The sequence below is a fragment of the Paraburkholderia terricola genome (genome assembly GCF_900142195.1).
In the GTDB taxonomy this organism is placed as follows: Bacteria; Pseudomonadota; Gammaproteobacteria; order Burkholderiales; family Burkholderiaceae; genus Paraburkholderia; species Paraburkholderia terricola.
Genome location: NZ_FRAB01000028.1, coordinates 79,940 through 90,904, shown reverse-complemented (window position 1 = coordinate 90,904; position 10,965 = coordinate 79,940). Strand labels below are relative to the sequence as shown.

At 64.6% G+C, this 10,965-nt stretch carries 11 protein-coding genes; 8 read left to right on the top strand and 3 right to left on the bottom strand.

Annotated features, from left to right (window positions below):
- Positions 1–92: 92 nt before the first annotated feature.
- Positions 93–1,199, top strand: coding sequence for an IS5 family transposase (locus BUE39_RS22210; RefSeq protein ID WP_073427243.1), 1,107 nt, complete (start codon positions 93–95; stop codon positions 1,197–1,199).
- A gap of 241 nt (positions 1,200–1,440) precedes the next feature.
- Here BUE39_RS22210 and BUE39_RS22205 read toward each other — a convergent pair whose 3' ends face one another.
- A complete protein-coding gene (locus BUE39_RS22205) occupies positions 1,441–2,319 on the bottom strand; it encodes an IclR family transcriptional regulator (RefSeq protein ID WP_073430869.1) in 879 nt (292 codons plus the stop codon).
- 303 nt (positions 2,320–2,622) lie between these two features.
- On the opposite strand from BUE39_RS22205, the gene BUE39_RS22200 reads away from it, so the two are divergent.
- The 7 genes from BUE39_RS22200 to BUE39_RS22170 are packed head-to-tail and all read left to right on the top strand — an operon-like array spanning position 2,623 to position 9,478.
- On the top strand, positions 2,623–3,714 hold the full coding sequence (locus BUE39_RS22200) for an ABC transporter ATP-binding protein (protein WP_073430868.1): 1,092 nt from the start codon (positions 2,623–2,625) through the stop codon (positions 3,712–3,714).
- On the top strand, positions 3,707–4,621 hold the full coding sequence (locus BUE39_RS22195) for an ABC transporter permease (protein WP_073430874.1): 915 nt from the start codon (positions 3,707–3,709) through the stop codon (positions 4,619–4,621). Before BUE39_RS22200 ends, BUE39_RS22195 begins: the two co-directional genes overlap by 8 nt.
- 27 nt (positions 4,622–4,648) lie before the next feature.
- Positions 4,649–5,443 carry an ABC transporter permease gene (locus BUE39_RS22190; protein ID WP_073430867.1) on the top strand — a complete coding sequence of 265 codons (795 nt, stop codon included), beginning with the start codon at positions 4,649–4,651 and terminating at the stop codon, positions 5,441–5,443.
- A 23-nt stretch (positions 5,444–5,466) separates the two neighbouring features.
- Positions 5,467–5,829 (top strand): (2Fe-2S)-binding protein, encoded by a 363-nt coding sequence (locus tag BUE39_RS22185; protein WP_073430866.1) that lies wholly within the window; start codon positions 5,467–5,469, stop codon positions 5,827–5,829.
- The gene (locus tag BUE39_RS22180) at positions 5,826–7,259 is read left to right on the top strand and encodes an FAD/NAD(P)-dependent oxidoreductase (RefSeq protein WP_073430865.1); all 1,434 of its coding nucleotides are present in this window, start codon (positions 5,826–5,828) and stop codon (positions 7,257–7,259) included. Before BUE39_RS22185 ends, BUE39_RS22180 begins: the two co-directional genes overlap by 4 nt.
- Positions 7,252–8,376, top strand: a complete 1,125-nt coding sequence (locus BUE39_RS22175; protein WP_073430864.1) for an NAD(P)/FAD-dependent oxidoreductase — start codon at positions 7,252–7,254, stop codon at positions 8,374–8,376. The genes BUE39_RS22180 and BUE39_RS22175 overlap by 8 nt, the downstream gene beginning before the upstream one ends.
- A 55-nt stretch (positions 8,377–8,431) precedes the next feature.
- A complete protein-coding gene (locus BUE39_RS22170) occupies positions 8,432–9,478 on the top strand; it encodes an ABC transporter substrate-binding protein (RefSeq protein ID WP_073430863.1) in 1,047 nt (348 codons plus the stop codon).
- 74 nt (positions 9,479–9,552) lie between these two features.
- On the opposite strand, the gene BUE39_RS22165 is transcribed toward BUE39_RS22170, so the two are convergent.
- Positions 9,553–9,852: a hypothetical protein gene (locus BUE39_RS22165; RefSeq protein ID WP_073430862.1), complete on the bottom strand. Its 300-nt coding sequence runs from the start codon at positions 9,850–9,852 to the stop codon at positions 9,553–9,555.
- 45 nt (positions 9,853–9,897) lie between these two features.
- Positions 9,898–10,833 carry a 2-dehydropantoate 2-reductase gene (panE, locus tag BUE39_RS22160; protein ID WP_073430861.1) on the bottom strand — a complete coding sequence of 312 codons (936 nt, stop codon included), beginning with the start codon at positions 10,831–10,833 and terminating at the stop codon, positions 9,898–9,900.
- Positions 10,834–10,965 lie beyond the last annotated feature (132 nt).

The following is a 10,965-nucleotide window of genomic DNA, read 5'->3' as shown; positions in this document are numbered from 1 at the left end:
CTAGCAGGCTGTTGAATTTGGATCCCGTGTAAACGGGGTTTGAGGGACAGGCGTTATGGATATCGTGTTCATGATCTTTGGCAGCGGATGCGATGCGCGGAATGGATGAGATGCAGGAGCCCCTGTTCACGACGGTCAAGCTGGAGGACTTCGTTCCGGCAGATCACCCGTTGCGACCGATCCGGTTGCTGGTGAATGATGCATTGAAACGGCTCAACGGGCTGTTCAGCGTCATCTACGCGGACACCGGCCGTGCCTCGATTGCGCCTGAGAAGCTGATGCGGGCGCTGCTGTTGCAGGTGTTCTACTCGGTGCGCAGCGAGCGCATGCTCATGGAGCAGATGCGCTACAACCTGCTGTTCCGCTGGTTCGTCGGGCTGGCGATTGAGGACGCCGTGTGGGACCACTCGGTGTTCTCGAAGAACCGCGACCGGTTGCTGGAGCATGAAGTCGTGGAAGCGTTCTTCACCGAAGTCATGAGCCTGGCGGACAAACGGGGCTTGCTGTCGAGAGACCATTTCTCGGTGGACGGCACGCTGCTTCAGGCGTGGGCCAGTCACAAGAGCTTCCGCCGCAAGGACGGCCCGGACGATGGTCCGCCAGCCGGCGGTGGCCGCAACGCCGACACTGACTGGAAAGGCGAGCGACGTAGCAATGCCACGCACGAGTCGACTACTGATCCGGATGCGCGATTGTTCAAGAAGAGCCACAAGAGCCCGGCCATCCTGTGCTACCACGGGCACATCCTGATGGAGAATCGCTCGGGGCTGGTGGTCGGCGCCGTGGTTAGTCACGCGGATGGTTTCGCCGAGCGGGCCAGCGCGTTGCAATTGCTCGATTGCGTGCCAGGCGCTCATGCGAAGACAGTTGGCGCCGACAAGGCGTATGACACCCGCGACTTCGTGAACGATTGCCGCGCTCGCAACGTGACACCGCATGTCGCGCGCAACGATGAGCGTTGGGGCGGCAGCGCAATCGACGGTCGCACTTCGCGGCATGCGGGCTACCGGATTAGCCAGATCATCCGCAAACGAATCGAAGAGCATTTCGGCTGGGGCAAGACCATCGGACGGATCCGGCAGACCGTCTATCGCGGTATCAAGCGTGTCGACCAGCACTTCAAGCTGACGATGGTTGCGAGCAATCTGACCCGCATGGCCCGAATGCCAGGTGTGGTGCCCCAAGGAGCGACGCGATGAGCCGCTACGGCGCGAAGACTGCGCGCCACAAGGGCTGCATGCGTGCGCATGCCCCGCGCAGATTGCGCGGCGAACCGGTAATTCAGCGGGAAATCGCACGCGCAAGCCTCCTGAACATAGCTTCGGTCCTCGTGACGGGGCGCTTTTCAACAGCCTGCTAGGCGCTAAACGCAACGGTTTTCGCGGCTTCCGAATGGCGTCACGCCGGTTGATTCCACGTGACGCCTTTTTCATGCCTCGTCTAGCCGGTGATCCGCTCGGTTGTCATCGCGCGCGACAAGCCGTGCATCGGCCGGCGCAACGCGACATCGAACGGATTGGTTTGCGGACCGATCGCATCCGCCTGACGGCGCAGCAACTCGACCACCATCGGCAAGCGGTCGTCGCCGAGACGCGCCGCCAACGTGCCGACGCTCAAGGCCGCCACCGCGACGCCGGTACGGTCCAGAATCGGCACGGCCACGCCCGCCATGCCGTCGAGCACGCCGCTGTTGCGGCCCGCGTAGCCCAACTGACGCACGCGTTCGATCTCGGTGCGCAAATACACTTCGTCGAGCACGCCGTAGCCGCGAATACGCGGCACGTTGAAGCGAATGATCTCCTCACGCTCCGCTTCCGGCAGGAACGCGAGAATCGCGAGACTCCCTTGGCCAACGCCCAATGCCACGCGCCCGCCGATATCGCCGGTGAACGAGCGGATCGGAAACGGCCCTTCGCAGATGTCGAGACACACCGCGTCGAAACTGCTTTTGACCAATAGAAAGATCGTGTCGCCGAGACTGGCGCACAGCCGCAGCAAGGCGGGACGGCACAGCGTGCGCATGCCGCTCGGATTGCCGGCCTGCGCGGCGAGCGCGAAAAAGTCGACACTCAGGCGGTACAGCTTCGAGTTCTCGTCCTGTTCGATGATGCCCTGGGCGATCAACGCATGCAGGATGCGATGCACGGTGCCTTGCGTGAGCCCCACCGCTTTCGCGAGACGCGTGACGCGGCCGCCCTCGGGTTGCGCTTCGGATAACGCGCGGATCACCGCGAACGCGCGCTCCAGCATGCCTGTGCCGGGCGCATTGCCCGTTTCGGCGGGTGCGGTGTCGGTATCTCGTTTGGCGGCGGCATTCATCGTTAGCGATCTCAGCTATTTCATTGGCCGGAACACTATAGAGCGTTTTATCTTCGAATGGAATGTTCGGGCCGATCCTTTTGTAGACCAGCGAGCGCAGCAATTGATAGGGGTTTTCCGTAGCTCACGCAGCGGAACGGTTGCCGTGGCTTCGCCCGAATACATTCCATCGAATGGAATTTTTTCTAATCTTCTACCGCCAAACGGAATTTGAAATTGACGCCATGTAATTTGGCTGGCTAGAGTCGGCTCCATCGAGGCAGCAGTCGATTGAACCGGCGTCGCACATCCAAAGGCCAGATCATGTCGTTCCTCACACTCACGGACGTAACGAAATCGTTCGGCGACCTGCAAGCAGTCGCCGACGTGAACCTGTCGGTGGAAAAAGGCGAGTTCGTTTCGTTGCTCGGGCCGTCCGGCTGCGGCAAGACCACCACGCTGCAAATGATCGCCGGCTTCGTGGAAACGACACGCGGGCGCATCACGCTCGACGGCCGCGACATCACGCACATGAAGCCGAACCGGCGCGGCCTCGGCATCGTGTTCCAGAGCTATGCGCTGTTCCCGCACATGAGCGTGGCCGACAACGTCGGCTTCGGGCTGGAAATGCGCAACGTCGGCAAGGCCGAGCGCAACGAACGCGTGCGTGAAGTACTCGCGCTGGTGCGGCTCGACACGCTCGCGCATCGCTTTCCGCGCGAGTTGTCCGGCGGACAGCGGCAACGCGTGGCGCTGGCGCGCGCGATCGTGATCGCGCCGCCCGTGCTGCTGCTCGACGAACCCATGTCGAATCTCGACGCCAAGCTGCGCGAGGACATGCAGTTCGAACTGCGCGCGATTCAACGCAAGATCGGCACGACCACCATCATGGTCACGCACGATCAGTCGGAAGCGCTGTCGATCAGCGATCGCGTCGTGGTGATGGAAGCCGGCCGCATCACGCAGATCGACACGCCATACGAAGCGTATGAACGCCCCGAGAACCGCTTCGTTTCGCAGTTCATCGGCAAGGCCAACATGCTGCCGGGCACCGTGATCGCGCGCGACGGCGACGCGATCCGCATCGACCTCGGCCACGACCTCGCCGAAACCGGCCACACCAGGCAACTGCCGATGCGCGAGCGCGTGATCGACGTCGGCGATGCGGTGACCTTGTGCATCCGCCCGGAAAAGCTGCGCCTGTGCGCGCCGAACGCGGGACGCGTGCCGGCCACCGTGACGAGCCGCTTCTTCCTCGGCAGCCAATGGCTGTATCGCCTCGACAGCCGCCTCGGCGAAGTGCTGGTGTGCTGTCAGAACGAAGGCAGCGAGCCGCTGCCGGAAGGCGCGGCGGTCGGCGTCGACTGGAACAGCGAAGCGATCCGCTTCATTCAACGGGATGCGCAACATGGCTAGCACGCTGCCCGCTGCCGACGACAGCGGCATGAACGCCGGCCACGCCAGGCGCGCGCCGTGGCACGCGTTCTTGCCGCTGTGGCTGATGTGCCTGCCCGCGTTCCTGCTCTTCGCGGCGCTCGTGCTGGTGCCGCTCCTGATGACGCTCGTGCTCACCTTCTATCGCTTCGACCCGGCCAGCGGGCCGCTCGCGGCATTCCAGTTCGGCAATTACGCGGAAGTGCTGGGCTCGTCGTATTTCCACACGATTTTCCTGCGCACCTTCGGCATCGCATCTCTGGTCACGCTGCTGTGCGTCGTGATCGGCACGCCCGAAGCGTATGTGCTGTCGCGCATGCGCGATCCGTATCGCTCGATGTTCCTGCTGGTGATTCTCGCGCCCTTGCTGGTGTCGGTGGTGGTGCGCGCCTTCGGCTGGAGCATGCTGCTCAACACCAACGGCCTCGTGAATCAGGCGTTCGGCCTGTTCGGACTCGGGCCGTACAAGCTCGAATACACCACCTTCGCGATCGTCATCGCACTGGTGCACGTGATGCTGCCGTTCATGGTGATTCCGGTGTGGACGGCGTTGCAAAAGCTCGACCCGCAAACGGAAAACGCCGCGCTTTCGCTGATGGCCTCGCCCGCCGCCACGCTGCGCCGCATCGTGCTGCCGCAACTCACGCCGGGCATTCTGTCGGGCAGCCTGATGGTGTTCGGCCTCTCCGCAAGCGCCTTCGCGATTCCCGGCCTGCTCGGCGGACGGCGGCTGAAAGTTGCCGCCACCGCCGTCTACGACGAATTCCTCGGCTCGCTGAACTGGCCGCTCGGCGCGACCATCGCGCTGCTGCTACTGGTCGCGAATCTGATCGTGATGCTCACTTACTACCGGGTTCTGGAACGCAAGTACACCAGAAGCCTGGGTTAATTCATCGGCCCGCCGAGTGAGAACATCATGAGAAAGAACGGACCCATCGCGCTGATTTTCCACGCGCTCGTCATTGCGTTCGTGCTCGCGCCGCTCGTGATCGTCGTGCTGGTCGCCTTCACACCGGACGAAACGCTCACGCTGCCCACGCACGGCGTCTCGCTGCGGTGGTTTCGCGCGATCCTCAACTACCCCGATTTCATCTCGGCGTTCGTCAACAGCCTGAAGCTCGCGTTCGCCTCCGCAACCTTGTCGTTGATCGTCGCACTGCCCGCCGCGTTGGCGATCGGCCGCGCGCGCTTTCCGGGCCGCGGCTTTCTCAACGGCCTGCTGCTCTCGCCGCTGGTGATTCCCGGCCTCGTGCTCGGCATCGCGCTGCTGCGCTTTTTCGCGCTCATCGGCGCGACCGGCTCGTTCGCGTGGCTCGTGCTCGCGCACATGATCATCATCACGCCGTTCGTGATGCGCCTGGTGCTGGCCTCGATCAGCGGACAGGACCGCAGCGTCGAACACGCGGCGCACTCGCTCGGCGCCGATGCGTGGACCACGTTTCGCCGCATCACCTTTCCGATGATTCTGCCGGGCATTACCGGCGGCTGGCTGCTCGCCTTCATCAACAGCTTCGACGAATTGACGATGTCGATTTTCGTCACCTCGCCGCAAACCGTCACGCTGCCGGTGCGCATGTACATGTACGCGACCGAATCGATCGATCCGATGATGGCCTCCGTGTCCGCGCTGGTGATCTTCATCACCGCCGGCGCGATGCTGCTGCTCGATCGCGTGTATGGGCTCAACCGGATTCTGATCGGCCAGCATTGATGTCCTCCACCGCACGCTCTCCCATGCCGTCGAACTTGCCGTCTTCCGATGCCGCCACGCCGAGGCGTGAGCCGCAATTCGTGCGCGTCGCGGAAACGCAGCGCGAACCGCTGCGCTTCTTTCTCGACGGTCAGGAAGTCACCGCGCTGCACGGCGATACCTTATTGACCGCGGTGCTGATGCAGCAACGCCGCGTGCGCGAAAGCGAATTCAGCGGCGCGCCGCGCGCGGGCTTCTGTTTGATCGGCGCGTGCCAGGACTGCTGGATGCGCACCGAAGACGGATTGCGTTTGCGCGCATGCTCGACGCTGGTGGCCGAGGGCATGCGCGTGGTGACGCGGCTCGCCGTTAGCGTTGCCACCGTGACGAACGGAGACGCCCAATGAGCGACGCACGCCGCATCGTGATCGTCGGCGCGGGACCGGCGGGCGTGCGCGCCGCCGAGACGCTGGTCGCAGCCGGCGTCAGACCGATCGTGCTCGATGAAAACGCGCGCTGGGGCGGTCAGATCTATCGGCAACCGCCCGCAAACGGCGGCTTTCAGCGCTCGAAAAAAGCACTCTACGGCTTCGAGGCACGCAAGGCCGACGCCTTGCATACGACGATGGCCGCGCTTCTGCCGCATCTCGACTATCGTCCCGACACGCTGGCCTGGGCGTGCGAAGCGGGCCGCCTGGATACGCTGAACGCGGGACGCGAAATCGGCGTGCCGTTCTCGCATCTGATCATCGCGAGCGGCGCGACGGATCGCGTGCTGCCGGTGCCGGGCTGGACGTTGCCCGGCGTCTACACGCTCGGCGCGGCGCAAGTCGCGTTGAAGTCGCAAGGCTGCGCGATCGGTCGACGCGTGGTGCTCGCGGGCACCGGGCCATTGCTCTACCTGGTCGCGTATCAATACGTGAAAGCGGGCGCGCACGTGGCGGCCGTGCTCGATACGAGTCCTCTGTCGCAGCAGATCGCCGCCGCGCTGAAACTCGCGCGTCTGCCGGCCACGTTCGCCAAGGGCCTCTATTACGTCGCCTGGCTGACAACGCATGGCGTGCGCATCGAACGCGAGGTGAACTCGCTGGCCGTACGCGGCGAAGAAAGCGTGCAGGCGATCGAATGGCGCGCGTCAGGCTCCAGCGCGCCAACCGAAACCATCGCTTGCGACGCGGTCGGCATCAGCTTCGGCCTGAAGCCCGAAACGCAACTCGCCGATCTCGCCGGTTGCCGCTTTCGTTTCGACGCCGGCAACCGCTGCTGGCTGCCCGAACTCGACGCCGCCGGCCGCAGCTCCGTGCGCGGCATCTACCTCGTCGGCGACGGCGCGGGCATTGCCGGCGCCGACGCCGCCGAACTCGCCGGACGCCGCGCCGCATTGGCCTTGCTCGACGACCTCGGCGTCGCGCATCCGCGTGGCCCCGGCCTGCGCGACGCGGCCTCGCTCGAACGCGGCCTGCAACGCATCGCCGTGTTTCGCAAGGGCATCGAAACGGCGTTTGCGCCGCCTGCCCACTGCGCCGCGCAATGGCCCGACGACATGATCGTGTGCCGCTGCGAGGAAGTCGACGCGGGCGCCTTGCGTCGCTGCATCCGCGACGGCGAAGCGAACGAGATCAATCGCCTGAAAGCGCTCACGCGCGCCGGCATGGGCCGCTGCCAGGGACGCATGTGCGGCGAAGCCGCGTTGACGCTGCTGAGCGAGGAAACCGGCAAGCCGCTCGATGCGCTTGGCCGTCTGCGCAGCCAGCCGCCCGTCAAGCCGATTCCGCTCTCACCCGCCCTGTATGCCGACGGCGTCGTCGAGATTCCCGCGGAGGCGCGCGATGAGTGACGCCCTGCATTACGACGTCGCAATCGCGGGCGGCGGCCTGGTCGGTTCATCGGCCGCGTTGGCGCTGGCGCGGCGCGGCTTGCGCGTGGGCCTGTTCGAGCGGCGCTATTGCGGCGCGCAAGCAAGCGGCGTGAACTACGGCGGCGTGCGCTGCCAGGGACGTCCGGCCGAACAGATGCCGCTCGCCATGCGCGCGCGGCGCATCTGGGACCGCTTGCCGGAGCTGATCGGCATCGACGGCGAATTCACCGTGTCGGGACATTTGCGGCTCGCGCGCAGCGAAGGCGATCTCGTCGCGCTACAGGCGTGGGCCGACATGGCGCGCGGCCACGGACTGCATGCGCAGTTGATCAGCGGCGCGGCGTTCCGTCAACGCTACCCGTGGCTCGGCGCGGCGGCAATCGGCGGCTCGTTGTGCGCGACGGACGGTCATGCGAATCCGCGTCTCGTGTCGCCCGCGTTCGCGCGAGCGGCCCGCGCGGCGGGCGCGGACGTGCGCGAGCAAACCGAACTCACCGACATCCATCACGACGGCACGCGCTTTCAATTGCGCGCGGGCGACACGCGCATGAGCGCCGACTGGCTCATCAATTCCGCCGGCGCATGGGCGAATACGGTGGCGGGTTACTTCGGCGAAACGGTGCCGATGAAACCGATCTACCCGAACCTGTGGGTCACCGAACCCTTGCCGCTCTTCATCACGCACAACCTCGGCGTGTATGGCGGCGGCATCTACGCGCGGCAAGTGGCGCGCGGCAACTGCGTGATCGGCGGCGGGCGCGGACAGGGCGACGGCGAATACGGTCAGCCGTCGACGGAAACCACGCGCGCCGTGATGCGCGACGCCTGCGCGCTGCTGCCCGCGCTGCGCGAGGCGCTGCTGATCCGCACGTGGAGCGGCGTGGAGGGCGAAACGCCGGACGGCAATCCGATCATCGGCGCGAGCCGCACGGCGCCGCGTCTCTTGCATGCGTTCGGTTTTTCGGGCGGCGGGTTCTTGCTGGCGCCGGGCGTCGGCGAAGTGCTCGCCGACCTCGTGATCGACGGCGCCACGGCCACACCGCTCGACGCTTTCTCGATCAATCGCTTTGCCGCTGTTGCCTCACCGGTCGCTTGATTGTCCGCTTGAATCAACGCTAGTCATCGTTTAGTGAAACCCCAGGAGTCGATCCATGAAACTGTTCAAGACGATCGCGGCGCTCGCCGCATTGTGTGCGTTCGGCGCGGCCGCGCCGGCCTGGTCGCAGACCAAAACGATCTACATCGGCATGAACGGCGGGCCGATGGAAAAGGCCTATACGAGCCAGGTGCTGCCCGAGTTCGAGAAAGCCAATAACGTGAAGGTAGTGGTCGTGCCCGGCACGTCGTCGGACATTCTCGCCAAGCTGCTTGCCAACAAAACCAATCCGCAAATCCACGTGGTGTTTCTCGACGATGGCGTGATGGCGCGCGCGGTCAGCATGGGCGTGTGCAAGAAGCTCGACGACGCGCCGGTGCTCAAGGAGCTCTATCCGTTCGCGCGCATGAAGGACGACATGGGCGCGGGCGTGCAACTGGGCATGACCGGCATCGCGTACAACAAGAAGCTGTTTGCAGAAAAAGGCTGGGCGCCGCCGACTTCGTGGATGGATTTCAGCGATCCGAAATACAAGGGCAAAGTGGTGTTTCAATCGGCGTCGAGCAGCACGTTCGGCCTGCACGGCTTTCTCGCGATCAACCGCCTGATGGGCGGCAGCGAGCAGAACGTCGAGCCGGGCTTCACGAAATGGGCGAGCACGGTGGGCCCGAACGTGGTGGAGTACATTCCGAACTCCGCGAAGATTTCCGAAATGGTGCAGACCGGCGAAGCGGGCCTGTTCCCGTTGACGCCGACCGCCGTGGGCGATCTGCAGGACAAGGGCATTCCGGTCGGCTATGTGAATCCGAAAGAAGGCCCGGTGTTGCTGCTGGTGGATCTGTGCGTGGTCAACAATAGCCCCGATCCGCAACTGGCGCAGAAGCTCGCGCAATTCCTGCTGTCCGCACCGGCGCAGACGAAAGCCGCCGAAGCCGGCCGCCAGATTCCGACCAATCGTCTCGCGAAGATGACGCCGCCGATGCAGCAAAGCCTCGGCAATGTCGAGGATCTAGTGCGCAAGGTGACCGTAGTGGATTGGGACACGATCAACGCGCATCGCGCGCAGTGGGACACGCGCTGGAACAGGCAGATCGAGCGTTGAAGCCGGCTTTCCGTTGAATGAAACGCGCGCCTTGTTTGCTGCAAGGCGCGCGTTTTTTTCCCGTGAAGCAAGCCTCAGAAGATCACCGACAGCGCCACCGCCAGCCAGATCGCCACGACGCCGGCAAGAAACATGTGGCGCGCGATGCGGATTCGCGCGTCGCTCGTTTCAGGCTCGACGGGGCTCGTCGCCATCCACGGCACGAGGCCGAGGCAGCCGAAACCGATCAGCGCGAACACGAACACGATCACGTCGATGGCTCGCCATCCCGTCGGCTCGTAGAGGCCCCAGTAGCCGAGAAAGACGATGCCGATCGAAAAGATCGTGGCCGACGCGGCACTGAGCGCGGGCACCGATCCGGTTGGGCTCGGCATGCTTCACCTCCGATTGTCAGGCTTCGTGACGCGCCGCCCGTTCATTCAGGACGTGCGGGTTTGCCTCGCTTCATACGTCTTCAGGTGGGTATAGGCGATACGTAACAGCGACAAGCCGTGCTCGCCCTTTTGCGCGTCGCCGCCGCGCGAGATCAGGTCGCCGAGGATGTGATCCGCCTCGGTATGCGAGTGGTTTTCCATGTCGCGCAACATGGAAGCCGTGAGCGGCGACGGCGTGAACAGCGTTTGTGTGGCGCGGGCGTCGAAGTCCGGCCCCATCGTGAAGCCGTTATGCTCGGCAACCGCGCGGCACTCGCCCAGCAGATTTTCGATCACGCGCTTGCCGTCCGGCGCCGCCAGAATATCGCCGACCGAGCCGCGCATCGAGCAGGTACTCGCTGCCAGCGTGGCGAGGAACACCCACTTCTCCCACATGCGCAGCAGAATGTTCTCGCTCACCACCACGTCGAAATTCGCGCCGGTCATCGCGTCCGCGATCGCCTGCACGCGCTCGGATGCGCCGCCCGCCAGTTCGCCGAAGGTGATCGCGTGCATTTCGTTCAGATGCACGACGTGCTGCTCGGGGTTGAGCGTCGCCGCGATCACGCACTGACCGCCGAGCACGCGCGCGGCGCCGAATTTTTCCGTGAGTACGTCGATATGGCGCATGCCGTTGAGCATCGGCAGAATCAGCGTGGACTCGCCGACGAGCGGCGCGAAGGAGTCGATCGCGTCGTCGAGACTAAAGGCTTTGCAACTGAGCAGCACCAGATCGAACGGCTCGGCGCTCACGCCGGCGAGAATCGTCTTGACGTCGCGCAGCGTCAGATCGCCGCGCGGGCTGCTGATGACGAGCCCGTCACGCCGCAGTTTTTCAGCACGGCCCGCGCGCACGAGAAAGGTCACGTCCTGGCCCGCCGCCGCGAGACGTCCGCCGAAATAGCCGCCCACCGCGCCTGCCCCTACTACTAGAATTCGCATCTTTCGCCTCTTGATGAAGATGGATCACGCGCGCCGCGCCGGAAAGCGAAAACTCCGGGGCCGCGGGCGCAGTGCGTGTGCAGAAATGTAGCAAAGATTGATGATCGACATCGGCCACGATTGCGCGTGTGC

Coding starts and splice junctions, on each gene's coding strand:
- BUE39_RS22170 (WP_073430863.1), top strand. CDS start 8,432: ATGAAACTGTTCAAGACGATCGCGGCGCTCGCCGCATTGTGTGCGTTC.
- BUE39_RS22200 (WP_073430868.1), top strand. CDS start 2,623: ATGTCGTTCCTCACACTCACGGACGTAACGAAATCGTTCGGCGACCTG.
- BUE39_RS22165 (WP_073430862.1), bottom strand. CDS start 9,852: ATGCCGAGCCCAACCGGATCGGTGCCCGCGCTCAGTGCCGCGTCGGCC.
- BUE39_RS22190 (WP_073430867.1), top strand. CDS start 4,649: ATGAGAAAGAACGGACCCATCGCGCTGATTTTCCACGCGCTCGTCATT.
- BUE39_RS22205 (WP_073430869.1), bottom strand. CDS start 2,319: ATGAATGCCGCCGCCAAACGAGATACCGACACCGCACCCGCCGAAACG.
- panE (WP_073430861.1), bottom strand. CDS start 10,833: ATGCGAATTCTAGTAGTAGGGGCAGGCGCGGTGGGCGGCTATTTCGGC.
- BUE39_RS22195 (WP_073430874.1), top strand. CDS start 3,707: ATGGCTAGCACGCTGCCCGCTGCCGACGACAGCGGCATGAACGCCGGC.
- BUE39_RS22210 (WP_073427243.1), top strand. CDS start 93: ATGCGCGGAATGGATGAGATGCAGGAGCCCCTGTTCACGACGGTCAAG.
- BUE39_RS22180 (WP_073430865.1), top strand. CDS start 5,826: ATGAGCGACGCACGCCGCATCGTGATCGTCGGCGCGGGACCGGCGGGC.
- BUE39_RS22175 (WP_073430864.1), top strand. CDS start 7,252: ATGAGTGACGCCCTGCATTACGACGTCGCAATCGCGGGCGGCGGCCTG.
- BUE39_RS22185 (WP_073430866.1), top strand. CDS start 5,467: ATGCCGTCGAACTTGCCGTCTTCCGATGCCGCCACGCCGAGGCGTGAG.